This window comes from Microbulbifer thermotolerans, from assembly GCF_001617625.1.
Taxonomy (GTDB): Bacteria; Pseudomonadota; Gammaproteobacteria; order Pseudomonadales; family Cellvibrionaceae; genus Microbulbifer; species Microbulbifer thermotolerans.
Map to the genome: position 1 here is coordinate 3,877,921 of NZ_CP014864.1, position 26,331 is coordinate 3,904,251.

The window sequence follows — 26,331 nt, forward strand, 5'->3', positions numbered from 1 at the left end:
GCCGTGTCACGCGGCGGGGGTATCGCTGACCGGAGGCACCATGTCCATAGAGAACCTGAGCAGCCACAAAAGCTTCGACGGCTGGCACAAGCAGTACAGACACCACGCCGGGACGCTCAACTGCCCCATGCGTTTCGCCATCTACCTGCCGCCGCAAACCGCACAAGGCGAAAAGGTGCCCGTGCTCTATTGGCTATCCGGGCTGACCTGCACCGACGAAAACTTTATGCAAAAGGCGGGCGCCCACCGCATCGCCGCCGAACTGGGCATCGCCATAGTGGCTCCGGACACCAGCCCCAGGGGCAAGGCGGTGGCCGATGACGAAGGCTACGACCTGGGCCAGGGCGCCGGCTTCTACGTCAACGCCACCCAGGCCCCCTGGAACCGCCACTATCACATGTACGACTATGTGCTGCAGGAGCTGCCGCAGCTGATCGAAGCCAGCTTCCCGGTCAGTGACAAACGCGCCATCGCCGGCCACTCCATGGGCGGCCACGGCGCCCTGGTACTGGCCCTGCGCAACCCGGAACGCTACACCTCGGTTTCCGCCTTCAGCCCCATCGCCAACCCGGTGGACTGCCCCTGGGGACAAAAGGCCTTCAGCGCCTATCTGGGCGAAGACACGAGCAAGTGGAAAGACTACGACGCCAGCCTGCTGATGCGCAGCGCGACCGCCAAAGTGCCAGCACGGGTCGATATCGGCGAAGCGGACGAGTTTTTACACGAACAGCTCAAACCCCAGGCCCTGGAAGCCGCCGCCGAAGCCAGCGGCTACCCCCTGCAGCTCAACCGACATCCGGGGTATGACCACAGCTATTACTTTATCGCCAGTTTTATTGAGCAGCAGCTGCGGTTTCATGCGCTGTATCTGGAGCAGTGAAGGCTAGCGGAGGAGTATAGATGGAAATATAACTTCGTTTTTTATGCTACGAGCACTTCGCCAAGCTTAACGCAGAGCAGTCTCACTTCTCGATTGCTCTGAGAATTTATTCTCGCTTTAGCGCCTTGTATTCAAACTGAGATTTCCGCATTGCCAAGGTATGAGAAATCCCGTCGAAGACTTGGCGCCAAATTTGGAGCAAAGATCAGCCAGGTTGGTTGGTTTCAACAAGACAGGGGGCTCAGGCCGTTGCCTTTAATCCGACCAGGTCCATCAATTTGGCATAGTCCGTCACCACATCGTACTTCACCTTGTCTTCGGTAATTTTCTGACTAACCTCTTTGAAGTACTTCCTCGCACACTCGATTTTGGTTTTTTCTATCCCACGCAGCTTCAAGGAAGACATTGTGCCTTTCGTTTCAGCCACAAAGTAGATATGGCGTACGCTGCCGTTACGGAAAGAGATCGCCCAGTCCGGGTTGTAGTCGCCCACCGGAGTGGGGATAAGGAAGCCTTTTGGCAGCTTGGCATACACCACCACTTCACTGCTAGTATCCAGCTCTTTGACAAATTCACGTTCTACAGCTGAATCCGTAATGGCATAGTCGTAGACATGATTTTTCAGTTTGGCTGAAGCCCGTGAGAAATCCTGGCCAGTCTGGTTGGCCGTGAAGATATCGACATCGTAGCGCTCATCAATTTCATCATAAGCCAGGCGTTCAATGATCATGGCAGCTTTTTGCTCGGTGATCAGGCGGCTGGCTTCGGAAATAAAATGCTCCGGGTTTTGCTGGAACTGCTTGAATACTGCAGATTGGATGCCTTGTAGTATTGCCGCCGTGGTTTGTCGAGTCAGCTGAGTGTTTTCCGCTACCTTGCCCAGCAGGTCGTACTTGACCATGGAATGGATGGAATTACCGTACTCAGTCGCTGTTTCTTCAATCTTGAAGCCCTCCCCTTTATGCAGCTGATCGTCAGTGAGTCCATCTCGCTGAATACCCCTGTGCACAGTGTACTGCAGCGGTGTTACCCGCAGCTGCGTGTCCAATGCTTTAATGCACTTGCGGACCAATTCATCGGAATCAAAATCAACCTTGTATACCGCTTTACGATTGATTCGATCCCAAAGCGCCTGGAATTCCTTTTTGTTGAAGTTGGCGTTGAGTGGGTTGGTTTTCGGCTTGCGGCCGTCTTCCGGTTTCGGCAGCTGGGCGTCACTGAATACGCTGTCGATCAGCTCAAATACCTGATCGGCATAGGGCTGAAGTTCGTCCGGCAACGGGGCCAGGTTCCCCTGCTCTTTGGCCTGATGGTAGAGGTCAGCGATATGATCCGCATCGTCGGTGTAATCGTTCTTCAGCAGGTAGCGGTAGATCTGCTTGGCCATGACGGCGGTGACTTCAATCTCACCATCCGGCGTATTCAGCACCTTGCCGGTGAAGAAGTCTTCATTTGCCTGGCGAGGCCGTGCCGTCAGTGTGTCTGTGATCTCCTGCTGCAAGCCGGCCACAAAATCCTTGTAGCTTTCGCTGGCCACTATCGTCAGCACGTTGATGTCATGCACCACTGCAGGGTGGTCCATGCGGTCACCGTGCCTATCGACGGCCAAGCGCAAACCGCGGCCCACTTCCTGACGGCGTGAAATGGTGTTGTCACTGTGCTTCAGCATGCACATAACGAAAACATTGGGGTTGTCCCAACCCTCGCGTAGTGCCGAGTGGGAGAACAGAAATCGGGTCGGCTCTTCAAACGAAAGCAGACGCTCCTTGTCCTTCAGAATCAGGTCATAGGCGTCCACATCATCGGAGTCAATGGCCCTGGCTCCTGTTTTGGGGTCCTTCAGGCGCTTGGTCTTCTTGTCGATAGAAAAGTAGCCGTTATGGGTTTTGCTGACATCAATGCTTTCCAGATAGCCGCGATAAGACTCGTTGTCGATGGCCAGTTCCGACAGGTATTCATTCTTCAGTAGCTGGTACTCTTCCTCGAAAATACGGGCATATTCACCCTTCTCATCTTCCTGGTCATAGTCGCGGTATTTGACCACCTCGTCGATAAAGAACAGCGACAGTACCTTGATGCCCTGAGAGAAAAGCTGCTTCTCACGATCCAGGTGAGCCTTGATGGTCTCTCTGATCTGAATTCGGCGGATATCACGCTCGGAGACGTCGCCAATGGCTTCACCAGCTTTCAACACGACGCCATTGGTAAATTCGACCGTATCACTGTTGTAATCGATCTGGCTGATTGTGAAACCATCCCGATACTGGTCCAGCTCGCCGGACACCACAAACAGATCATCCCGGTACTCCAGGCGGCGCAGCTGTCGCTTGATCTCGCCAGACTTCAGCTTCACTTCAAGCTCTATACGGGCAACGGGTGCTTTCTTTGAGATATCGATCCCTTCCAGATACAGGTAGGCATTGGTCCCGGCCAATCCGCGTGTCTGAATGCCCCGTACTGCAATCTTCTTCACCAGCTTCTGGTTGTAGGCATCCAGGGCGTCCAGCCGGTGAATACGGTTATGCTGGGTTTTGTGGGTGGCTGAGTAACGCAGGATCATCAGCGGGTTGAATCGAGGCAGAGCCTCCAGTGTTGCCTTGCCTTCCATCTTCTGGGGTTCATCCAGAATCAGTATCGGCTTGTTGGCCGCAATCACGTCAATGGGTTTGCGTGACTGGAAGTCATCCAGCTCGTCATAGATACGGCGGTTATCCTTGCCGCGCGCATTGAACGCCTGGATATTCATCACCATCACGTTGATTCCGGCATCCGATGAAAAGCTTTCCAGCTCATGCAGGCGTTTAGAGTTGTAGATGAAGAAACGAGCTTTCTTGCCATAGCCTTCGGCAAAGTGGTCTGCGGTAATCTGCAGTGACTTGTAAACCCCTTCCCGGATGGCAATCGAGGGCACCACTACAATGAACTTACTCCAGCCGTAACGCTTGTTCATCTCGAAAAGGGTCTTGATGTAGCAGTAGGTTTTGCCGGTACCGGTTTCCATCTCAATATCGAGATGCAATCGTGTTGCCGCCAGTGCCTGCTTTTTGTAAGCCGCCTTGACCGGAACCCGAACTCCCTTGGTGTTGACGGTGGTAAAGTCTGTCAGTGTTTTGGACACGGGCAGGTTCTGGCGCCGCTGAACCTTCTGAATGTTCTCCAGCAGCTGCTCCTCGGTCAGAGCCAGATCGGTGTTCTTGAAACCTTCCTCATAGGCGCTCCTCTGCTGCTTGCTGCCCGGGTCAATGCGGTAGGTAATGCCATCGTGTTTGGGTTGTCCGGTAAAGCAGTCCACCACGGACTCAACAGCATTGGTCTGGTAGGCCTGGGTTTTGAATTTGAGCTTCATGGCATTCCTTTCTGCATTTATTTCTGCAAGCCCCTGCCGCAGAAAGACGATGTTGATTCCAGATAACTGGCTACAAAGGGCCAATCCTGTCTCCGGTTGGCCAAGTTCTTGTGGAGCCGCCGTACTCTTCTACCCCATTTGTGGAGCCTAAAACAATAAAAAGACTCCACTATCACGCTTGTCGCGGGTCGGCGCTCCACAACCACACTAGTGGAGTCATAAATCGATTTTAGGCTCCACAAAGTATTCTACTTTCTACATACCCTTTAAACTACCTCACGCCCCTCGGCAAGATTGATCAGGCGGGGGAAACACAGGGTCGCAGAACGCCTGCCGCTACCTGGCTCCAGCTCCAGCAAGATACCGGCATCTTTCAGCTGCCTCAGCAGGCTGGATGTCGTTTTTTCATGCGCACCAAACTCCCCATGAAGCTGCCTGGCAAGATCAGACGTTCTGAAAATTGGTTTGCTGAAAATCGCGTCCAGAAGATGAACTGTGTATTGCGAGCGGGTTGTTTCCTGAATAGCCTGCTTCATCTCATCGTACAGGGCGCGGATCTGCTGCACCCGACGGCCATTCTCCTCCGCCTGCTGGCGAACGCCTTTCAGAAAGAAAGCGATCCAGCCATTCCAGTCGCCTGCGGCTGATATGGCTTTCAGGCGTTCGTAGTACTCACCCCGGTTCTGTTCCAGATATCCGGACAGGTAAAACATGGGCTGTGACAATACCCGTTTCTGGTAGAGGAACAGGGGGATCAGAATGCGCCCGATACGACCGTTGCCATCCTTGAATGGGTGCAGCAATTCAAACTGGGCATGGACAACAGCCGTTTGGATCAGGAAGTCGATATCGTCGCTGTCCAGGTACTCTTCCCATGCAGCTAGGTAATCCGGCAGTTGAAATGGGTTCGGAGGGACGAAAGTGGCGTTGTCGATTGTGCATCCGGCGCGGCCAATCCAGTTCTGGTCCTTGCGGAACTCCCCCGGTGCCTTGTCCTGACCTCTGACACTGTCCATCAGAATGCGATGCAATTCGCACACAAAACCCAGCCGAATCGGATACGACTCCAGATACTCGCGGGCGGCGAAGAGGGCCGTACGGTAGTTGGAGATTTCCTGAATATCCTTGTACTTCTCGCCCTCTTTGATCAGCCCCGCTTCCTGCTCCAGTACTTCATCCACGGTTGCCCGGGTGCCTTCGATTTTTGACGACAGTACCGCCTCCTGAGTGGTCAGGGGAGAAAGCATCACCGCCGGGTTCGGAATACCCTGCAGCAGGCCGTCATAGCGGGCCAAAGCGGCATTGGCCTGTCCAACCAAAGGCAGCAGCAGGCGGAAATCCAGATCGGCAATGGGCAGCACGTCCGGTACATAGGGCTGCATGGCGAGGCTCCATCAAATCGCTCTGACTTCGGTGGTGGGGGAGAGCTGACGGAAGATCTGCTCCACATTGATCTTCACGGCATCGGACTCAAAGCCGTTGTCGCGGAACACCACGCGCAGCGGCTCCGACTTGGCCAGCTCTTTGACCAGTGCCTCGCTGATGCCCGAGTCGAAACAGGCCACCAGTGCGTTTTCGTCCACAAAGAAGACCGTTTTGCCCTGGATGGTCTCACGGCGGATGGGCAGCGTCAGATCCACGCCCCAGTCCACCAGTACCTGGAACAGCAGATCTTCGGCTGTGCGGTCTGGTTTGACGTTATCAACAGCGTCCAGCAGGTCGGCCTGTGAGAGTTCGTCGGGGCGATAATAAACATCTTTCATATTAGATGTATCAATATGTAAAACACGGAAACCTATATCTTTATTCCATTTTTTACTAGAACCTGTACTTAGGGTTTCAACACCAGATTTTCTCACCCTTTCCAAACACATATCTGTGATGGTGGAATTGTCTGAAGCCATTTCTGGAAGTTGAACTAATATCCATTTCCTGTTACCTCCGTCTTCTGAGTTTTTTCTCATTACAGCATGTGCTGTGGACCCAGAACCTGCAAAGAAGTCTAAGACTATTGCATTTTCATTTGGAGCAGTTGAAATTTCCAACATTCTTTCAATGAGCTTAATAGGTTTTGGGGTAACAAATATTTGATCTCCAGTAGATGCACTTAATAATTTTCTTAAATCTTGTTTTGCATTTCGTGTGCTACCAACATCTTTCCATGACCAATATGTTTGTGGAATCACCCCGTCTCGCACTTCAGACAAGAACTTTTTAATCCCCGGTCGGTTATCTCCAGACTTTCCCCACCAGATACGATTGTCAGACAATAATTCATCAAATTTTTCTTTTGATACTCGCCAGTAGCTGCCTGCAGGGGGGCCTTTAATTATCTTTCCTGATGGTGTTGTAATTGAATAAATTCCTTTACTATAAAAATTTCTGGCAGCGAGATCGCCAAGAAGCCATGGTCCCCTTGGGTCATTATCTGGATTTTGGTAGCGTTCTACCATTTTGTCACTACGTGGCAATAACCTTGGGCGCCACTTATCTGAGTTCTTAGCGTAAAGCAAAATATAATCGTGATCTTCACTCAAGTATTTTGCTGAGTTTTTGGGGCTATCCATCTTGTGCCATATTATGGTTGCAATGAAGTTTTCAGACCCAAATATTTCATCGCATAAGCTTCTTAAATTATTTATTTCGCAATCATCTATACTTATAAATATTGCACCATTCTCTGATAAAAGATTTCTCGCCAGACGAAGCCTTGGCATCATCATGGATAGCCAGTCGGAATGAAATCGACCATTTGACTCAGTATTCGATAATAGCTTATTTCCTTTGTCATCTTTCTGATTTGATCGAATCAGAAAATCTTGTGTGTTTTCAGAAAAATCATCATCATAGATAAAATCTTTTCCGGTATTGTATGGGGGATCAATATAGATCATCTTGATTTTGCCAAGATAATTTTCCTGAAGCAATTTCAGCGCTTCAAGGTTGTCGCCCTCAATGAACAAGTTTTGCGTGGTGTCAAAATCCACACTTTCCTCCCGGCAGGGGCGCAAGGTCTTGGCAATCGGCGCATTCGCAAGCGCCAACGCCTCCCGTTTACCCGGCCAATCCAGCCGATACCGCTCCTGCGGCCCTTCAACAATATGGTCACTGAGCTCCTGCCTGAGCTGATCAAAATCCACGGCCAGACGCAGTTCGCCGGTGGTCTCATCCCGCGCTTCGGTGACGCAGCCGGGGAAAAGGTCGCGGATCTTGGCGATATTGTCCTGAGTCAAATCAGGGCTGTGCATTTTCAGCTTGTCCATGGTTGCTCTCTAACACTCATCGGTTGCTTGTGGCGGGCTGACCGGCTTGCAGCCGCGCCAATTGTTGTTTGGCTTCGCGCAGCTCGGTGTTGATGGCTACGCGCTTGTTAAACTGTTTTTCACGCTTCAGCCGGGCGTGAATGCGGTCGATCTCTTTCTGTTTGGCAGCGATCGCCTCGGCCAGGGCGATCTGCTGTTCCAGTGTCAGCGTTGGGGCTGGCCGGTTTACCGCGTAACGGCCCGTTGCGTCTTTTGCGTGGGGAGCCGCCGTGGTTGCGGATTGCGGCCCCGCATCCTGATCCCCTGTTGCCGCTGATTCGGCCTTGACCAGTGGGATCAGCAGCTGCTCATAAAGCACGGACAGGTTCAGTGCCACCGGCAACGGCTGTCTGGGGGCATCTTCCGGCTGCCAGTCCGTCTCGAAGTAGAGACTCAGCACCCACCGGGTGCTGTCGGTTTCATGGGGGCGCTTGTAGGCGGCCACCAGCTTGGTTTGGCCGCGGTAGGATAACTCAAACAGAATCGGGAAGGGGATCGCCCTGTCGATGGCCTGGAGTACCCGTTGATCCAGCTGCGGGCCCTTCAGGGCTATACGGAAAATCTGGATCTCACTAACGGTTTTGGTGGCGGAGATGTTAAGGGTTTCCGGGGACAGCTTGAAGGCCCAGATGATCTGATCGACCTGGTGAACGAATAGCTTTTTCAGGGCTGTACTGGCAGCGGCGTGTTCGTAAATCTTCCGCTTTGGAACAACCCGGCCAAAGTACGCTTGTCTGGGGTAATCGAACAAAAGTATTCCCGGGCTACTCATGCTGAAGCCGTTTCAGACTCCATGCTCACAGAGGTCGTGGTATTTTCCTCAAGTATCAACTGCTTACCCATCGCTTTTTCGATCAGTCTGGACAGTTTGCGGCGACGATCTTCAATAAATTCATCGAAGTTATCCGCCCTCAGCAGCTCTGGTGACAACGCATGGCTGGCCAGCAGGGCACCCATCTCCTGATCGCTGAGGTCTACCTGTTTTTCTGACTGAATTTTGCTCAGATACCGGGAAGGCGCATCCCCACCGATTTTCCGGTTGGCCTTGTAGGATATGAGTGTTTTGTTCAGCAGGGTGTCGTAACGCTCTCGACCTATGCCTTGGGCTTCACACCAGGCACGGGGAAAAATGTGGTGGATATCAAGGGCAATCTCGTGGGCGTCAAGCTCCTGAATACTGGCCTTCCAGAACCAGTCCTTCGCGCCTTCTCGTAATACCAGGATATTAATGCCCTTGTAGGCGGCGCTCAGGCGTGAGCGCAGTGTGTCGAAACGTTCTGGCTGGAAGTTGGCATCACGCACGGTGCGAGGCACGGCCTCGTTATCTTCAAACCACTCCAGCAGCTCTTCATAGTCATTGGCAATACGTGTTTCAACAGCACCGCCATACAGCTCCCCCAAAACACCGCACCAGTACCAGCGCGAGAGTTTCTCGTAAATCTTCGGCTCAAGCCAGCGTTCCTGCAGCCGAGCAAGCACGGCGGCAAGTGGAACCAACTGGGTGCTGTAGGGCAGCTCTTTACGGCTGTAGAAGCACTCCTTGCGCAAAAAGCGCCCCGCTAACTTGAACCCTGTTTCCAGTGGTGTGGCCCAGGTCTGCCATGCTGATAATGGCAGTTGCAATACATCAGCACGTTTGGCACTAACAGGGCGAATCTGTTTACCTGTTTTGCCGGCAGCGCGATCGGCTTTACGTTGTTCATGGGTGTGCAGCAGGCTGACGGCTTGCAGGAATTCGGTCGCTTCAATTCCCTTAAGCAGTTCGTCTTTTTCAATCCTGGCTTTGCGTGATTCGACATTTCTTTGACGTGAACCAAACCAGTCATCGCGCAAGTTGTAGCCATCGGCAGCGTAGCTGGCTGTAATCAACTCGAATACTGACAGGGATACACCGCCTGTGTTGACCTTCTCGAACACGAGGCAGACAGCTTCTTTGGTGGTTTCTTTTTTCAGCAGAATGACCGGCAACTGGTAGTTACGGAAGGGGGTCAGTAGCTGATTGCGGAAATCCATGTAAGCAGCAAAATGCTCGGGGGCAACCTTGTGCAGGGTGGCTTCCCAATCATCCGATACCATAATCTGGCTGCACGGGAAATAAAGTTGTTGGCATTCAAGCTCTCTTGTTGAGAGGTCCAGTTCAACATCCCGGCCGAAGTTTGTTCGGCGTTGCCGGTTTTCATCTACGGCAATAATGGCTTCATCAAGTGCCAGAGGATTTTCCAGCGCCTGCTTGATATCGAAATAGTAATAGCGCTTGATCGACTTGCCCTTGGATGTACGTGTATTAACGAAGCTGTCGGAAGCAAGCGCCTGGAACAGTGTGGTCAGGCGCTGCTGTCCGTCAAGAATCAGATTTTCAGGCTGCTGGCCCTTTGGTATGCCGGGTTCGGCTCCTTCCACGGGCCTTGTCTGAAAGTGCACGTCACCGCCGGTCTCAAGCAACATGACTGCACCTATGGGGAACGATCGGGCAATACTTACCAGCAAGTCGCGGATGTGCTCGTCGTCCCAGACCCAACCGCGCTGAAAATCGGGCAGCTGAATTTTCCCTTCACGAATTTCACGCAGCAGGTCACGTAGAGAAGACTTGGTGCTATCGAATGTTGTCATGAGATTTCCTTTTACACATCACTGTGATCAGCTGCAGTTGATTCTATCACCAGAAAAGCAATCAGCTCGAAGTCATCCAGCCCTTTGATGGTGGCGGTCAGTGCTGTTGTGTGTCCCCCACTGAACAGGCTGTCGATATCCTTCTCTTCCTTCACTTCGATCATGGAACGGATCGCTTCGCTCAACAGTTCGGAGTAGGTATCCATTTGGCGGCCATCGTGAGTACGGTCGTTGAAGGTGCGACAGACTGACTGAATCGGCTCGGACCTGCCCTTGCAGCTGGAGCGGATCAGGTCCAGCAGACGTTTCACTTCGGTGTGGTCCGCCACAATCTCGCCATCTTCCGCGATATACACCAAATAATAAGGGTGCAGGCGGTTTTGCTGGTTGATGTTAACACTGTCGTGGATGTTTCTGAGCGCAAAGATAACGCCGGGCTCCAACCCCAGCTCCGGTTGCGCGGGTACCACGGCATGCATGCCCGGAGGGACCGAATCCAGATCTCCATGGGCCTTGATGTAATTGAGCAAATCCATACGGAAGTCGTTCAGGCCCAGGTCGGTAATGGAGATACCAGTTTTAACGTCTTCCAGTTCGATGACCTCTTCCTGCAGGCGTTTCAGCTGTTCCTTGCGGTAAGCGATATCACTGGATTTGGCGGTGAGCACGTTATCGTCGCCGGTGGCGGTGATATCGGTAATCACCATGCGATTTTCCACGCGCTCCTTGAGGTTGATGTACTCATCCAGGGTGATATCGGGCCAGTAGTTAACCAGCTGGATCTGTTTGTTGGGGGACCCGATGCGGTCTATCCGACCAAAGCGCTGGATGATCCGCACGGGGTTCCAGTGGATGTCGTAATTGATCAGATAATCGCAGTCCTGCAGGTTCTGCCCCTCAGAGATACAGTCCGTACCTATGAGGATATCCAACTCGGCGGGCTCATTGGGCAGTACGGTGGCCTTCTCCTTGGAACGGGGCGAGAACAGCGTCAACAGGCTTTGGAAATCATAAGACTTTTTCAGTGTGGACTTGGGTACGTCTGAACCAGTCACCTTGCCCAGGTTCAGGCCAAGTTTATACGCCGTTGGGGCTAAATTATCGTAGAGGTAGTGGGCGGTATCCGCAAAGGCGGTGAAGATCAGCACTTTGCGGTTACCGGGGTTTATGGGCTGTTCGACTTTCTGGCGGATCAATTGCAGCAGATGCTGAAGTTTGGCGTCATCCTCCGGAGCTATTTTATTGACCGTTTCCAGCAGGGCGTTGATCAACTCAAGATCGGCTGATAGTTCGTGTCGCCATGAGGGCAGATCCATATCGGCCAGGCTGATTTTGATCTTCTTGCCGACGGTGAAGTCGTTAAGGCCGGAAAGGTCTTCGTCATCCGGGTCGAAGCTACTGAGATCGGCCAGGTCATCACTGAGAACGCCACTGAGCCCACTGTTTTCAAAGTTATCGATTGCTTCCAGCGTTTTAAGAATGTTGTTTTGCAGAACCCCCAGCGTCTTGCTGAAAGCATACACCGAACTCTCCAGGCGCTTGAGCAGGTTGGTAGTCATCAGCGCCTGCAGGCTGCGTTCGCGGTCTGCCTGTTTCAGTTTGCCTTTTCCGCCTTCAACCTGGGTATCGTACATCTCCTCATACTTGCGCAACCGGCTGGGTAGGATGTAACTAATCGGCGCGTAGACGGCAAGTTTAAGCAGCGACAGCTGGCCAAAGATGGTATTCAGGTCGGCGACGTCGGCACGGTCGGTAATCGGGCAATGGAAAGACAGGGGCTTGCGGCGTTCTGGAAATTGGCCGATATCGCGGGTATCGTAAAAGGTCTGAATATGCTTGCGTGAGCGGGCGATTGTCACAGCGTCCAGCAGCTCGAAAAAATCAAAGTCCAGAGCCTTGAGAATGGATGCCGCTGTGCGCTCTTCAGGGGGAAGGGTCGACCATTCGTTAAATGCCTTCTGCGCCCGGCGGAAAATCTCTTCCACACTGGAATGTACCTTGAGGTGCTGCCCCAGGGCATCAGAGTCTCCTTCATAGGCTAATGCCAACTGGTTGCGAAGATCGGTAAAGCGGTTGTTGACCGGTGTGGCTGACAGCATCAGTACCTTGGTTTTGACACCGGCCTGGATCACCTTGCGCATCAACTTCTGGTAGCGGGTTTCCCGGTCACGGTAGACATCGTTGTTGCGGAAGTTGTGTGACTCGTCAATCACTACCAGATCATAGTTGCCCCAGTTGACGCGGTTGAGGGGAATGCCAAAGGATTCGCCCGAGGTGCGTGACAGATCCGTATGGCACAGCACGTCGTAGCTGAACCGGTCTTTGGCAAAGATGTTGGTGGTCAGGTTGCTGTTGTAGTTGCGCCAGTTGTCCGCCAGTTTCTTGGGACAGAGTACCAGTACAGCCCGGTTGCGCAGTTCGTAATATTTGATGACAGCCAGTGCGGTAAACGTCTTGCCCAGACCTACGCTGTCGGCCAGGATGCAGCCATTGTGGGTTTCCAGCTTATTGATGATACCGGTAGCGGCGTCTCGCTGGTAGTTGAACAACTTGTTCCATACCAGAGTGTTCTGGTAGCCAGTGAGGTCCTTGGGCAGTACATCTTCGTCAACATCTTCCAGGAAGTCACGGAAGATGTTGTAAAGCATGATAAAGTAGATCCGCTCCGGTGCGTTTTCCTGATAGACCGACTCAATATGGTCACAAATTTCAGAGGTGACATCCTGCACCTTATCCGGGTCCGACCAGATCTGGTCGAATAACTGCAGATAGGTTTTGGCGTGTGTGGGGTCGTCCATTCGGTTGACGAAGTTGGAGACCGCATTACTCCGCTGATAGCCCAGATCGACAGCGGTAAAACCGTTAACCGGCATGTAGGCGGTGCCTTTACCGTCGTGCTCAACATGTACGAAAGGCTGCATGGCCGCCCGGGTTTTATTGGAGCGGAAGCTGGCCTTCTGGCGTATCCAGGCCACGCACTCCCGCGCCACTGCACGCTGGGTCAGCTTATTGCGCAGCTGGATTTCGAACTCGGTGCCATAGAGGCCTGTTTCCCGCTGCGTTTTGGGGATAAAGAACTCGCGGCGCTCCTTCTTCATGCGATCCGTGACTTCGTCGGGAACGAAGGTGGGGGCGGTGAAGATGAACTCCAAACATTCAATTTTGGAAAGCTCGGTTTTCAGGGCCTCAAAGGCGTAGATGGAGAAACAGGAAGCCGCAATCTTCAGCCTGGAGCCCGGAGTGATCGTGTCTTTCAAGTCGTCACCGAGCAAGCGGTTGATGTTGTCGATCATCTCCACAATCGACTTCCTTTGGAATAGTAACTTTGCATCATACGGTTACGGAAAAGTCTTCATTTCCCTAAAATCACGCATAAGAGCCAGAGTGTAGCGCACCATCCACTCCGTAGGTTCACCCCTACGTAATTTAGGAGCGGGCTACGATTAGACTGATAGTCGCCAAATGTTCAGTCCAAAAAGGAAGTAACTGTGACCCGCGACAGTGAGCATACAGCAATATCCGCTATGCCTGAAATCCTGCCTAAATAAAGGAAGATGGCGCTGTCACAGCTGGCGATCCACTTCCCAGAGCGCTTGGAGAAATACATCAGTCTATGAGGCTATTTGGCTGACACAGAATTTTGAACACCCTCGAGCATGTCCTGGTAGATGTTGCCGAGGGGAAAACAGAGCTATCACTTTACGCTCCAGCCAAAGATGCCAGCGAGACTTTTCATTGTCTTGGATGCAGCGCCATTCTTGCGGTTGGGCTTGTCCTCACCTGCAAGAGGCTTCCAAGCTCTAACCTCATGGCAGCTTTGGTGAGTTGTTTGATCAGTGGGATCAGAGTGCCGTCTTTGCCGTTGAAGTCTTTGCTCTCACGCAGTGCCTCAAAGGCAGCACCCATAGCGAAGGTAGGTGTGGCTATGAATCATCTCTTTTTTACTGATAGTAAAGAAATGACATAGAATTCTGAACACCCTCATCCACTTCCCGGAACGCTTGGAGAAATACATCAGTCTGTGAGGCTATTTGGCTGACACAGAATTTTGAACACCCTCGCTTGAGAGCTCATTTCTTCCGATATGCTTTATCGTTGCCCTAATGGGCCTTGTGGCTTTGTTTTTATCGGCAAGGAATTCAGCTTCTCAGCAATTTTTCTCCCTATTTCCTCTTCCGATTTGACTTCTTTACTTCCTTTTTCTATTTGTTGTCTCGTCATCTTTTTCAATATCCTCTGTAAGTGATTCTGGTGAGCCAACGATTGGTGGCTCATCTTTAATATATGTAGGGTTGTTTTGAATAATTTTTTTTGCTTTTTTTCTTATATCTTCAGGAGTTAATGGTTGCTTAACTTTATCTTTGCTCATGAGAGAACCTTCACAAGATAATGCTTGTGATTATTTTCAGATATTGCGTTTCTGTATATGTACCCAAAGGAGGAATAATACTCAATCAACTTTTGATCTATGGGGTCTATTATACGCAGTTCATCTGCTCCGATAATGCTTGCGTACAATTCTGCAGCCGAAATAGTAATTGGGACAATACGCCCTTTTAAAGGGCTTGAAGACGGCCTTGATTCTATAAACTCTAGGCGCAATCGAGTTCCCGTATAGCTTGGGCGACCTAAACTTAAACCGGAAAGAGTATTCCCATACCATATGGATAATTCAAAGCGCTTGGGATTGCGAAAAGCGTAATCTCGATACTCTCTGTCCCAAGGCCAGTCTACCAACCTCTTCGGGTCATTACACTCCTAATCCTTGGTAGTGCAGTTAAATAGAGCGACATACATACGTATGTCGCTGTAGTAATTCTGGGAGATTATTGAAACCAGAGAAACTTTAACACGGAGAAGCAAATAAACCAGAATTTGCTCAGATAGCTATGGGAGAATCCCCACTCCTCTCCCTTAAACAGAAGAGGAGGCGTAAAAAATTATTCCACCGTCACACTCTTGGCCAGGTTGCGCGGCTGATCCACATCCGTGCCCTTGAGCAGCGCCACATGGTAGCTGAGCAGTTGCAGTGGCACTGTGTAGAGGATGGGGTGCAGGCTTTCCGGTGCGTCGGGGACTTCCACTACGGTGATGCCCGGCTCGCTGGCGAAGCCGGCTTTGGGGCTGGCGAAGACGAACAGTTGGCCGCCGCGGGCGCGCACTTCCTGCAGGTTGGATTTCAGTTTTTCCAGCAGTTCGTCGTCTGGCGCTACAGCGACAACAGGCATATCCGCGTCCACCAGAGCCAGTGGGCCGTGTTTCAGTTCACCGGCCGGGTAGGCCTCGGCGTGGATATAGGAGATCTCTTTCAGCTTCAGCGCCCCTTCGAGCGCGATGGGATATTCGACGCCGCGGCCTAGGAAAAGAGCGTGGTGTTTTTCGGCAAAAGCTTCGCTGGTGTCCTGTACCAGTTTGTTCAGGCCGGTGAACTCTTCCATCAGCTGTGGCAGCTGGTGCAGGGCGGTGACCAGTTCCGCTTCTCTCTCCGCACTCAATCCGTTGACCTTGGCCAGAGCGATGCAGAAGAGCTGCAGCGCCACCAGCTGGGTGGTAAAGGCTTTGGTGGAGGCGACACCGATTTCCGGGCCCGCCTCGGTCATCAGGGACAGTTCAGATTCGCGTACCAGTGAGCTGTTGGGCACATTGCAGATGGCCAGAGAGGCCAGGTAGCCCAGTTCCTTGGCCTGGCGCAGGGCCGCCAGGGTGTCGGCGGTCTCGCCGGACTGGGAGATGGTCACGAAGAGGGTACCCGGGCGCACGGCGGTTTTGCGGTAACGGATTTCGCTCGCCACTTCGACGGAGCAGGGGATGCCGGCCCAGTCTTCCAGCCAGTAGCGGGCCACCAGACCCGCGTGGTAGCTGGTGCCGCAGGCGACGATCTGTACCTGTTTTACCTCGGGCAGTATTTCGTGGGCGCGGGCGCCCAGCGCCTCGGACAGTACTGACTTTTCCCCCAGGCGCCCGGCCATGGTGGCGGCCACCACTTGCGGCTGCTCGAAGATCTCTTTCTGCATATAGTGGCGATAGCGCCCTTTGTCGGCGGCGTCGTGACCACCGTTCATTTTGTGTACCGGGCGGCTCACTTCCTCTCCCTGCCGGTCGCGCACACTGATACCGTCGAGGGTAATTTCCGCCACATCCCCCTCTTCGAGAAAGATAAAGCGGTCGGTGACCTGGCGCAGGGCCATGGGATCGGAGGCGATAAAGTTCTCTTCAATGCCGACGCCTACCACCAGCGGACTGCCGGAGCGGGCGCAGACCAGCACTTCCGGCTCATCGGCACAGATCACCCCCAGTGCATAGGCGCCCTCGAGTTGTCTGGTGGCTTCGGTCACCGCATCCAGCAGACTCCGGCCCCCGGCCACCAGGGAGTGAATCAGGTGCACCACCACTTCGGTATCCGTATCGGAGGCGAATTGGTAGCCCTGCGCTTGCAGCTGTACGCGCAGGGCCTGATAGTTTTCGATAATGCCGTTGTGCACCAGAGCGACATGCTCGGAGACATGCGGATGGGAATTGACGTCCGACGGCGCGCCGTGGGTAGCCCAGCGGGTGTGGGCGATACCGAGGCGCCCACTGGCGGGCGCTTCGGCAAACCGGGATTCCAGATCGGCGACTTTGCCCTGGCTTTTGCACAACCGCAGCTGCCGGTCACTGTCCAGCAGGCAGACGCCCGCGGAATCGTAACCGCGGTATTCCAGACGCCGCAGTCCCTCTAGCAGAATTTCACTCACGTTGCGCTGGGCCAGCGCGCCGACAATTCCACACATCGCATTCACCTCGGTAATTCTTTGAAAAATATAGCGCCAGTCTGTTTAGCGCGCCGCTTGCATTAATAGTGACCACTCACTTTGGCGCAGATGACTCTCACCCCCAGCTGCTCCAGCCGTGTCCGGGCTGGGCTCTCCAGGCCGCTGTCGGTCACCAATGTGTCGATCTGATCCCAGGGCAGTTCCAGGTTGGGGATACGGCGGCCAACCTTGCTGGATTCCGCCAGAATCACCACCTCCCGCGCCACTTCCGCCATCACCCGGGAGAGGCCCGTCTGTTCGTTGAAAGTGCAGGTGCCGCGCTCCAGATCGATACCGTCGGCACCGATAAAGGCCTGGTCGAAGTCGTAACTGCGCAGTACTCGTTCGGCCACCTGGCCCTGGAACGCCTCGAAATGGGGGTCCCAGGTGCCGCCGGTCATCAGCAGGGTGGGCTCGTTTTCCAGCTCGCGCAGGGCGTTGGCCACGTGCAGGGAGTTGGTCATCACCACCAGGCCGCGCTTGGCCTCCAGTTCCGGAATCATGGCCGCGGTGGTGCGCCCGTAGTCGATTACGATGCGGTGGTGGTCGGGGATCAGCGCTGCCGCCGCGCGGCCTATGGCGCGCTTGACCTCGGAGGGTGCATCCTCAGCCACCAGCTCCCGTGGCACAGGGATGGCGCCGCCGTGGCGGCGCAGCAGCAGGCCGTGATTTTCCATCGCAGTCAGATCCTTTCGAATCGTAACTTCCGAGGTGCCAAAATGGCGCGCCAACTGCTCTACGCTAACTTCTCCGGTTTCATTAACCAGTGCCAAAATCTGATGGCGACGTTGCTGAGTATTGCGTTTGGACATCTTTCGCTAAATTTCGTTTAGAAACTAAACGATAGCAAAACGAAAGTTAAATTCCCAGACAACAGAGGCAGTGGCGGGATGGCAGGGCGCTCTAGTTCGAGCCGCTGGATGAAAGCGCCTGCATCAGGGTTTTGAGGAAGCGCGCCAGCTCACCACCGGTGACAGCGCGGTGATCGGCGCTGATGGACAGGGGCAGCAGGGGGCGCACCACAGGTTTGTGCTCCTCCGCCACCACCCCCTCAAAGACGCGCCCGGCACCGACGATCGCCACCAACGGCGGCATCACCACCGGCGTGGCGTAGCGGCCGGCCATGCCGCCGTAGTTTGACAACAGTATGGTGGCGCCCTGGAGGTCCCGCTGGGCGATGCCCTGGTCGCGGGCCTGCACCTTAAAATCTTCTACCTGTTGCAGAAGCTCGCTATCGAGGCGGGATGCCACATTTTTGAGGACCGGTACAAAGAGCCCCCGGGGGGAGTCCACCGCCAGGCCGATATTGATTGTCGCCGCAGGTTTCAGCACCCCGCCTTCGTACAGGGCGTTCAGGTTGGGCTCCGCCTCGCAGGCCCTCTGCATTGCGCGGATCAGGCGCAGGGTGGGTGGCTCGCCGCCCCACCAGGAGGACACATCCACCTGGTCGCACAGGGTCACGGGCATCACTGCATCGCGGGCGCGGCTCATGGCCAAGGCCATGGCGCGGCGGGCCGGGGACATGGTGGCAGCGGGGGATTTCTCACGGTTTTCCGCGGGCGACCCAAGCGCCGCCGCGGCCCGCACTTCTTCAGCGGTAAACCGCTCGCCGGCGGGGCGCATTTGCGACAAATCCACGCCCAGCCGCCGGGCCAGGGCGCGCACCGAAGGGGTGGCGAGGCGGCGGGGGGCGTGCGCAGGGGGTTGCTCCCTGGCCAGAACCTGGCCGCTCTGGTCGATCTTGCCCACCACCGTGCCACTATCAGAGTCCGGCTCTTCCGCTGTCTCAGCTTCCGCAAAACCGACTAGGGGCTGGCCGACCTGTACTGTGTCTCCCTCAGCGGCAAAGCGTTTTTCCAAGGTGCCGCTCCAGGGGGAGGGCACGTCCACCAAGGCCTTGGCGGTCTCGACAGTGACCAGGGTTTCATCGGCGGCAACGCGGTCCCCCTCGGCCACATGCCACTGGCGGATTACCGCATCCGGCAGTCCCTCTCCCAGGTCCGGCAGTTTGAACAGCTTCATTGGCCCCCTCCATCCCGATAGTCCAGGGCGGCGCGGACACCGGCCAGAATCCCTTCCACATCCGGGAGGTAAACATGTTCCAGCTGGTAGTAGGGCATCACTGTGTCGTAGCCGGTGACCCTCTGCACCGGGGCCTCGAGCAGGTCGAAGGCGTATTCATTGATCTGCGCGACTATCTCGGCACCCAGGCCGCCGCTGCGCGGTGCCTCGTGGACCACCACGCAGCGGCGCGTCTTCTCCAGGGAATCGATAATGCTGTGGATATCCAGTGGTTTAAGGGTAGCCGGGTCCAACACCTCGGCCTCCACACCCTCGCCGGCGAGCTGCTCCGCCGCCTGCAGGGTTTCCTTCAACGAGGCGCCCCAGGAGATCAGGGTAATATCCGAGCCCTCCCGCAACACAAAGCAGCGGTCCAGGGGCAGGGCCTCGCCGTCGTCCGGCACTTCCTGGGTTGCCGCGCGGTAGATTCTCTTCGGCTCCAGAAAGATCACCGGGTCCGGATCGCGGATGGCGGCCAACAGCAATCCGTAGGCGCGGGCGGGGGAGGAGGGCACCACCACCCGCAGCCCCGGGATATGGGCGAATAGGGCTTCGAAGCTCTCGGAGTGATGTTCCGGCGCGTGGATGCCGCCGCCGTAGGGAGCGCGGTAGACGACGGGGCAGGAGAGGCGGCCGCGGGTGCGGTTGCGGAAGCGGGCGGCGTGGCTGAGGATCTGATCCAGACCGGGATAGATAAAGCCCATAAACTGGAATTCCCCCACCGGTCTCAGCCCTTGGGCGGCCATGCCCACAGCGATGCCGGCAATCATATTTTCCGCCAGGGGTGTATCGAGTACACGGTCAGGCCCGAAGGTCTTCTGCAGGCCGTCGGTGGCGCGGAAGACACCGCCGTTTGCGCCCACATCCTCACCGAACACCACCACCCGGGGGTCCCGGTGCATTTCGTAAGCCAGAGCCTGGGTAACCGCTTCCACCAAAGTGATCTGCGCCATCAATCTCTCCCTTCCGCCAAGCGGCCGAGCTGCTCATACTGCTCCAGAAAAGCCTCCGGCAGCTCCGCATAGAGGTGGTCGAAGATAGCGGTGGGCTTGTCCCTGGGGGTGTCGGCGAAGGCGCGCAGTGCCCGCTCCATTACTTCCGCCAGTTCCCTTCGCAATTCCTCCTCCTGCTCGTCGCTCCAGAGCCCTTCGCTGCGCAGGTATTTCCCCAGGCGGGCGACAGGCTCTCTGCGCCAGGCGGCTTCAACCTCCTCCCGGGGCTGGTAGCGGCCGGCGTCGTCGGCGGTGGTGTGATCGCACAGGCGGTAGCAGGTGGCTTCGATCAGGGTGGGGCCCTCGCCGCTGCGGGCCCGCGCCACGGCATCGGCGACCGCCGCGCGCACGGCGATTACGTCGTTGCCGTCCACTTGCAGTCCGGGAATACCTACGGCTATGGCCTTCTGGGCGATGGTTTTGGCGGCTGTCTGGGCGCTGCGGGGTACCGAGATGGCCCACTGGTTGTTGTTGATCACCACCACCAGCGGCAGCCGCCACACACCCGCCAGGTTGATGGCCTCAAAGAAGTCCCCGCGGGAGGTGGCGCCGTCGCCACCACTGGCCACAGCCACCCGCGGTGGCTTATGCAGTTGTTTCTGTTGGTACTTGAGGGCAAAAGCGACACCGGCGGCGTGCAGGAACTGAGTAGCGATGGGAATGGCAAGTGGCAGATCACAAGGCGCGTGGCGGAAATTCTGGCCCCGTTCGTCGCCGCCCCAGATTGCCAGGATTTCTTTTATTTCGACGCCGCGCTCGAGCAGGGCGCCGGTCTCGCGGTAATAGGGGCAGTAGACGTCGTCTTTTGCCAGGGCACCGCCAGTGCCGACACCAATGGCTTCCTGTCCGAGGCTGGACGGATAGGTACCGAGCTGCCCGGTGCGCTGCAGTTTGACCGCGCGATCGTCCACCAACCGCGCCAGGACCATCTGCCGGTAGAGGGCCAACAGGGTGTCCGGCGTGGCGAAATCCGGTAACTCCTGGGTGGCGCGGCCCTGCTCGTCGAGATACTGCAAGCGGGCAATATCGAAGGAGGCGAGCAGGTGCATTCTAGGTTTGTGCATCGGTCAATTCCCTCTTTCCGATGCAAGAAGTGTAATTGATCGCGCGGAAGGCGCAGGGGATGTTATTGAGCGCCTCGAAACCCGCTACAGTGTCCTTGCGGGTTATTCAGTGACTCCCTAAGGAACCTCTGATTAATTCGTTTCCTGGTAACAGAGATACTTCACGGGCGGATGAGAAGCTCAGGTGATAGGATGGATATTTCGAAACCGTCGGATACAGGGATGTATCCGTCGGAGCTACAGGGAAGTACTTGTGCGTTTTCGAAATATCCATCCTATTGCCTGAGCGCCCCGGAACCCACCACAGTGTCCACGCAAATTAATCAGAGGTTCCCTATGATTTCTTGGATGGACGCTTCCAACCGGTGATATTGCGCTGCCTGCCGCGGGCCACCGCCAGTTCGTCAGGGCCCACTTCACTCGTGATGGTGGAACCGGCACCAACAGTGGCACCGACACCCACGGAAACCGGGGCCACTAGCGCGGTGTTGGAGCCAATAAAGGCACCGTCACCGATTTCAGTCGTGAACTTGTTTACGCCATCGTAATTGCAGGTAATGGTGCCGGCACCAATGTTTACTTGGTCGCCAACAATGGCATCACCAATATAAGACAGGTGGTTTACCTTGCTGCCTCGGCCAATTTTCGCCTTTTTGGTTTCTACGAAGTTACCCACCTTGGCGCCATCCGCCAGCTGAGTGCCGGGGCGCAAACGCGCAAAGGGGCCAATAGTGCAGGCTTGACCCACCTCGGCGTCCTCGATCACGGAGTTGGCTTCAACACAAGTGCCATCCGCCAGACGGCAGTTCTTGAGCAGGCAGTTAGGGCCTATCTGCACCCCTTTGCCCAGAACCACCTGCCCCTCAAAAATACAGTTGATGTCGATGGATACATCGGTATCGCACTCAAGGCTGCCGCGTACGTCGATGCGCGCCGGGTCCAGCAGGGTGACACCAGCGTTCATCAGCGCCAGGGCGCGACTGTGCTGTAGGGCGCGCTCCAGCTGGGCCTGCTGGGCGCGGCTGTTGACGCCGGCCACTTCGATCGAGTCACTCGCTCGCACGCCGGTGACCGGGATATTCTCGCCGACTGAGCGGGCGATCACGTCGGTCAGATAGTACTCGCCCTGGGCGTTGTCGTTAGACAGCTCCGGAAGCCAGCGCGCCAGAAGATCCGAGGGCGCAGCCAGTATGCCAGTGTTCACTTCGCGGATAGCCAGCGTGTCCGCGTCGGCGTCCTTCTCCTCAATAATCGCCAGCACGCGGCCGGTATCGTCGCGGACAATGCGCCCGTAGCCAGCCGGATTGGCCATTTCCACCGACAGCAACGCCGGGCCTTTGTCGGACGCAGACAACAGCGACTGCAATGTGCCGACTTTAACCAGCGGTACGTCTCCGTAGAGCACAAGCACTGTCGACCCCTTGCGAAAGTTGGGTATCGCCTGGGCTACCGCATGACCCGTGCCCAGCTGCTCCTTCTGTTCCACGAACTTTACACCGCTGTCAGCGAATCGCTCACGCACCAGCTCGGCACCATGACCGACAACGACGGTAATCTCTACTTCTCCGAGCTGCTTGGCCGTGTCTATCACCCGGCCCAGCATGGGTACACCGCCTATAGGGTGCAGTACCTTGGGCAGGTCTGAACGCATACGGGTGCCTTTTCCGGCGGCGAGGATGACAACGTCGATAGTCATGGAAAACCTAAAGCTCGTTGAAGTGGATAAATTGCGGGCATTGTGGCCATTCAAGGGGGGTAACTCAAGGGCACCTCGGTTCGTCATGAAATTGGGTCATTGGGCGCAATGTGATTGCCGGGAGCAACCCGCGCCGGTAACGTAATGCCCGCAAATTAATCCGTTGCATTTAAATTCGACCAATAACAAACCGGATAACCGCCAGCTCACGAGGCCGGCGGGAGGAAATCTCGTATGACCACAATCCAGCAGAGCAATGGGCGCCGTAAGCTGTTGGCGCTGTCAGCCCTGGCGCTGGCCCTGCCGCTCGGCGCCATGGCCGGCGCGGAAACAGGCAATCAAACCGACAAAGAGCCTGTACAGGCCTGGGACGTCAACCAGCCCCCCAGTGAATACCACCCCGTTCATATTGAGACCACTGAAACCACCTGGAGCAATCTGGATATCAGCCCGGACGGCAAAACCATCCTTTTCGACATGCTTGGCGATATCTACACGATGCCAATCTCCGGCGGCGAGGCGAGGGCACTGACCAATGAAATCGCCTGGAATATGCAGCCACGCTTCAGCCCCGACGGCAAGTTCATTGTTTTTATCAGTGACCGCGATGGTGCCGATAACATTTGGCTGATGGACCGAGACGGCAAAAACCTGCGCCAACTCACCCACGAAAAAGAAAACCTGGTGCACTCTCCCAACTGGAGTCCAGACGGCCAATACTTAGTGGCGCGCAAAGGCTTTATGTCCGGGCGCAGTATTCCCGCTGGTGAGATCTGGATGTACCACTACGGCGGCGGCGAGGGACGCCAGCTGAAGGAGCGCATTGGCGGTGAAATTGCACAGAAGAATATCGCCGATCCAGCCTTTTCTCCGGATGGTCGCTATGTCTACTACTCGATAGATACCACCCCGGGCACCGTGTGGGAGTACAACAAGAACTCCACGCGGGAAATCTTCGCCATCAACCGCTACGACCTGCAAGATGGCAAAGAGGAAACCTTTGTTTCCGGCCCCGGCGGCGCGGTAGCGCCGGTACCGTCCCCGGATGGGAAAAAGCTGGCCTTTATCCGCCGCCAGGATGACAAGACCTCTCTGTTCCTGAAAGATCTGGAAACCGGTCTGGAAACACCCGTTTACGCTGGCCTGGAGCGCGATTTACAAGAGATCTTTGGCTCTCACGGCAACTATGTGCAGTACGACTGGATGCCCGACGGGAAGTCCCTGATTGTATGGACTGGAGGAAAATTCCTCCGTATCGCCGCCGATGGCAGTGACGTCGATAAGATCACCGCCCAAATCCGTGTCGACAAGCAAGTGGCGGAAGCGGTCCGTTTCCCTGTGGAAGTGGCGCCGGAAGAGTTCAGCGTAAAAATGATCCGCTGGGCGCAGAAATCCCCGGACGGCAAGCAAATCGCCTTCCAGGCCCTGGGTAAAATCTATATCCAGGACGTGGCCAGCGGTGAGCGCCGCCGCCTTACGCGCCAAGACGACCATTTTGAGTTTTACCCCAGCTGGTCCCGGGACGGAAAAAAGATCACCTATGTCACCTGGCACGACGAGAAGTTGGGCCACGTGCGCGTGGTCTCCGCCAGTAGTGGTCGCGGCAAGAACATTACCACGGAGCCCGGTCTGTACGTGGAACCCGCCTTTTCACCCAGCGGCAAAACCGTCGCCTTCCGGCGCTTTACCGGCGGCTATCTGCTAAGTCCGGAATACGCCCTGGAGCCCGGCATTTATCTGGCCGATGCCGGTGGCAAGTGGCAGCGCCGCATCGCCAAGTCGGGCTACGCCCCCCATTTTGGCGCCAGATCTGACCGCATCTATTTTTCCGATTACGGCAACAACAAGCGGGTTTTGAAGAGTGTTAACACAGACGGCAAAGATGAGCGCGAACACCTGTACGGTGCCGAGATTACCTCTTTCCGTTTGTCGCCGGACAATCGGTGGATAGCCTTTACGCAGGATTTCAAAGCCTATGTGGCGCCCTTTATGCCCACTGGCAAACCCGAGGCCATAGGCCCGGACACCAAGGCTGTGGCGGTCACTCAGGTTTCCACACGCGCGGGCGAGAACCTGCACTGGTCTGCCGACAGCGAGACTCTGGGCTGGGCCCACGGCCCTAATCTCTATGAGCGCCAGTTAAAGGATGCCTTCTCGTTTGTCGCCGGTGCCGCCGATCAACTGCCAGAGCCCGTGGCCGAGGGGATTGATCTCAGCTTTAAACACAAATTCCACAATCCCGGGAAACTGGTTGCCCTCACCGGGGGCAGAGTGGTCACGATGCGCGACGCGGAAAATAGCCAGGAGGTGATTGAACAAGGCACAGTGCTCTTCCGCGGCAACCGCATTTTAGCCGTCGGTCCGGTGGATCATGTGGAGATTCCAGCGGATGCCAAACGCATTGATGTCAGCGGTAAAACCGTGCTGCCGGGCCTGATTGATGTCCACGCTCACGGCGCCCAGGGCCGCGAAGAAATCATCCCGCAACAGAACTGGAACCTCTTTTCCAGTTTGGCCTTTGGTGTCACCACCATCCACGACCCATCCAATGACAGCAGCGAGATCTTCTCCGCCGCAGAGATGCAGAAGGCTGGCATCATTACCGGTCCGCGTATTTTCTCCACCGGCACCATCCTCTACGGTGCCAAGGGCCCTGGCTACAAAGCCAAGATCCATTCTCTAGAGGATGCCCGTTTCCACGTGGGGCGTCTGAAAGAAATGGGGGCCATTTCGGTGAAAAGCTACAACCAACCCAGAAGGGATCAACGTCAGCAGGTGCTACAGGCTGCCCGCGAGCTGGGGATCATGGTGGTGCCCGAAGGCGGCGGCAAGTACCAGCACAATATGAATATGGTGGTGGACGGCCACACTGGCTTGGAGCACTCGCTGCCAATCGCCCATGTTTACTCAGACGTGGAACAGCTGTGGAGCCAGACTAAAGTCGGCTATACCCCCACTTTCGTGGTCGCCTACGGCGGACTTTGGGGGGAGGAGTACTGGTACGATCGTACTGAGGTGTGGAAAAACCAGCGCCTGACCCGCTTCACCCCGGACTTTATCGTCAATCCGCGATCCATCCGCCGCCCCACGGCGCCGGATTCTCACTACAACCACTTCAACGTAGCGCACCAGGCCAAGCAACTGCGCGATCGAGGGGTCACGATACATATCGGCGCCCACGGCCAGCGGGAGGGCCTCGGCGCCCATTGGGAGCTGTGGATGATGGAGCAGGGCGGCTTCACTCCCTGGGAAGCGTTCCGCGCCGGTACCATTGATGGCGCTCGCTATCTGGGGATGGACAAAGACATCGGCAGCATCGAGGCGGGCAAGCTGGCGGACCTGATTGTGGTGGACGGTAACCCGCTGGAAAACCTGCGCCAGTCGGAAAACATCACTTATACAGTGATCAACGGCCGCGTCTTCGAAGCGGAGACCATGAACGAGCTCGGCGGCGAAACGCGCCTGGCCTTTTTCCACGAGCGTCTGCCGATCAGTGCCATGCCCACTGCAACGGTGGAAGCGATACAAGAAAAAAGGGAGCGGCACCACTGGGTGCACTGACTCCCCTTCTGTCAACGAAAAGGCCGGC

General features: G+C 55.7%; 15 protein-coding genes. 2 read left to right on the forward strand and 13 right to left on the reverse strand.

Features of this window, described 5'->3' with window-relative positions; all coding sequences use genetic code 11:
- The first annotated feature begins 40 nt into the window (after positions 1 to 40).
- Complete coding sequence (fghA, locus tag A3224_RS16130; protein ID WP_067157018.1) at positions 41 to 880, forward strand: S-formylglutathione hydrolase; 840 nt, start codon at positions 41 to 43, stop codon at positions 878 to 880.
- A 241-nt stretch (positions 881 to 1,121) separates the two neighbouring features.
- On the opposite strand, the gene A3224_RS16135 is transcribed toward fghA, so the two are convergent.
- The 13 genes from A3224_RS16135 to glmU all read right to left on the reverse strand — a co-directional run bounded on the left by A3224_RS16135 (position 1,122) and on the right by glmU (position 22,742).
- A complete protein-coding gene (locus A3224_RS16135; protein ID WP_067157021.1) occupies positions 1,122 to 4,226 on the reverse strand; it encodes a type III restriction-modification system endonuclease in 3,105 nt (1,034 codons plus the stop codon).
- A gap of 266 nt (positions 4,227 to 4,492) precedes the next feature.
- Positions 4,493 to 5,608, reverse strand: a complete 1,116-nt coding sequence (locus A3224_RS16140) for a Fic family protein (RefSeq protein WP_067157024.1) — start codon at positions 5,606 to 5,608, stop codon at positions 4,493 to 4,495.
- 12 nt (positions 5,609 to 5,620) lie between these two features.
- Positions 5,621 to 7,489 carry a site-specific DNA-methyltransferase gene (locus A3224_RS16145; protein WP_067157027.1) on the reverse strand — a complete coding sequence of 623 codons (1,869 nt, stop codon included), beginning with the start codon at positions 7,487 to 7,489 and terminating at the stop codon, positions 5,621 to 5,623.
- Positions 7,490 to 7,505: 16 nt separating this feature from the next.
- Positions 7,506 to 8,300 (reverse strand): DUF4391 domain-containing protein, encoded by a 795-nt coding sequence (locus A3224_RS16150; RefSeq protein WP_067157030.1) that lies wholly within the window; start codon positions 8,298 to 8,300, stop codon positions 7,506 to 7,508.
- A complete protein-coding gene (locus A3224_RS16155) occupies positions 8,297 to 10,138 on the reverse strand; it encodes a GmrSD restriction endonuclease domain-containing protein (RefSeq protein WP_067157033.1) in 1,842 nt (613 codons plus the stop codon). Before A3224_RS16155 ends, A3224_RS16150 begins: the two co-directional genes overlap by 4 nt.
- A gap of 11 nt (positions 10,139 to 10,149) precedes the next feature.
- Complete coding sequence (locus A3224_RS16160; RefSeq protein ID WP_231902534.1) at positions 10,150 to 13,431, reverse strand: SNF2-related protein; 3,282 nt, start codon at positions 13,429 to 13,431, stop codon at positions 10,150 to 10,152.
- An 896-nt stretch (positions 13,432 to 14,327) separates the two neighbouring features.
- Positions 14,328 to 14,507, reverse strand: coding sequence for a hypothetical protein (locus tag A3224_RS17065; RefSeq protein WP_156481517.1), 180 nt, complete (start codon positions 14,505 to 14,507; stop codon positions 14,328 to 14,330).
- A 571-nt stretch (positions 14,508 to 15,078) separates the two neighbouring features.
- Positions 15,079 to 16,908, reverse strand: coding sequence for a glutamine--fructose-6-phosphate transaminase (isomerizing) (gene glmS, locus A3224_RS16165; protein WP_067157039.1), 1,830 nt, complete (start codon positions 16,906 to 16,908; stop codon positions 15,079 to 15,081).
- 62 nt (positions 16,909 to 16,970) lie between these two features.
- Entirely contained in the window at positions 16,971 to 17,741 is a 771-nt protein-coding gene (locus tag A3224_RS16170; protein WP_067157042.1) for a DeoR/GlpR family DNA-binding transcription regulator, read from the reverse strand.
- Positions 17,742 to 17,832: 91 nt separating this feature from the next.
- Entirely contained in the window at positions 17,833 to 18,951 is a 1,119-nt protein-coding gene (locus tag A3224_RS16175; protein ID WP_067157045.1) for a dihydrolipoamide acetyltransferase family protein, read from the reverse strand.
- Positions 18,948 to 19,943: an alpha-ketoacid dehydrogenase subunit beta gene (locus A3224_RS16180; protein WP_067157048.1), complete on the reverse strand. Its 996-nt coding sequence runs from the start codon at positions 19,941 to 19,943 to the stop codon at positions 18,948 to 18,950. The genes A3224_RS16175 and A3224_RS16180 overlap by 4 nt, the downstream gene beginning before the upstream one ends.
- Positions 19,943 to 21,046 carry a pyruvate dehydrogenase (acetyl-transferring) E1 component subunit alpha gene (gene pdhA / locus A3224_RS16185; RefSeq protein WP_175487763.1) on the reverse strand — a complete coding sequence of 368 codons (1,104 nt, stop codon included), beginning with the start codon at positions 21,044 to 21,046 and terminating at the stop codon, positions 19,943 to 19,945. Before pdhA ends, A3224_RS16180 begins: the two co-directional genes overlap by 1 nt.
- 334 nt (positions 21,047 to 21,380) lie before the next feature.
- Entirely contained in the window at positions 21,381 to 22,742 is a 1,362-nt protein-coding gene (gene glmU, locus A3224_RS16190) for a bifunctional UDP-N-acetylglucosamine diphosphorylase/glucosamine-1-phosphate N-acetyltransferase GlmU (RefSeq protein WP_067157053.1), read from the reverse strand.
- Between the two features lie 234 nt (positions 22,743 to 22,976).
- Here glmU and A3224_RS16195 point away from each other — a divergent pair, with 234 nt between their 5' ends.
- Positions 22,977 to 26,303, forward strand: a complete 3,327-nt coding sequence (locus tag A3224_RS16195; RefSeq protein WP_067157056.1) for an amidohydrolase family protein — start codon at positions 22,977 to 22,979, stop codon at positions 26,301 to 26,303.
- The last annotated feature ends 28 nt before the right edge of the window (positions 26,304 to 26,331 follow it).

Bases quoted from the DNA above. Each gene is read 5' to 3' on its own strand.
- fghA (WP_067157018.1), top strand. From the start codon at position 41: ATGTCCATAGAGAACCTGAGCAGCCACAAAAGCTTCGACGGCTGGCAC.
- A3224_RS16135 (WP_067157021.1), bottom strand. From the start codon at position 4,226: ATGAAGCTCAAATTCAAAACCCAGGCCTACCAGACCAATGCTGTTGAG.
- A3224_RS16140 (WP_067157024.1), bottom strand. From the start codon at position 5,608: ATGCAGCCCTATGTACCGGACGTGCTGCCCATTGCCGATCTGGATTTC.
- A3224_RS16145 (WP_067157027.1), bottom strand. From the start codon at position 7,489: ATGGACAAGCTGAAAATGCACAGCCCTGATTTGACTCAGGACAATATC.
- A3224_RS16150 (WP_067157030.1), bottom strand. From the start codon at position 8,300: ATGAGTAGCCCGGGAATACTTTTGTTCGATTACCCCAGACAAGCGTAC.
- A3224_RS16155 (WP_067157033.1), bottom strand. From the start codon at position 10,138: ATGACAACATTCGATAGCACCAAGTCTTCTCTACGTGACCTGCTGCGT.
- A3224_RS16160 (WP_231902534.1), bottom strand. From the start codon at position 13,431: ATGATCGACAACATCAACCGCTTGCTCGGTGACGACTTGAAAGACACG.
- A3224_RS17065 (WP_156481517.1), bottom strand. From the start codon at position 14,507: ATGAGCAAAGATAAAGTTAAGCAACCATTAACTCCTGAAGATATAAGA.
- glmS (WP_067157039.1), bottom strand. From the start codon at position 16,908: ATGTGTGGAATTGTCGGCGCGCTGGCCCAGCGCAACGTGAGTGAAATT.
- A3224_RS16170 (WP_067157042.1), bottom strand. From the start codon at position 17,741: ATGTCCAAACGCAATACTCAGCAACGTCGCCATCAGATTTTGGCACTG.
- A3224_RS16175 (WP_067157045.1), bottom strand. From the start codon at position 18,951: ATGAAGCTGTTCAAACTGCCGGACCTGGGAGAGGGACTGCCGGATGCG.
- A3224_RS16180 (WP_067157048.1), bottom strand. From the start codon at position 19,943: ATGGCGCAGATCACTTTGGTGGAAGCGGTTACCCAGGCTCTGGCTTAC.
- pdhA (WP_175487763.1), bottom strand. From the start codon at position 21,046: ATGCACAAACCTAGAATGCACCTGCTCGCCTCCTTCGATATTGCCCGC.
- glmU (WP_067157053.1), bottom strand. From the start codon at position 22,742: ATGACTATCGACGTTGTCATCCTCGCCGCCGGAAAAGGCACCCGTATG.
- A3224_RS16195 (WP_067157056.1), top strand. From the start codon at position 22,977: ATGACCACAATCCAGCAGAGCAATGGGCGCCGTAAGCTGTTGGCGCTG.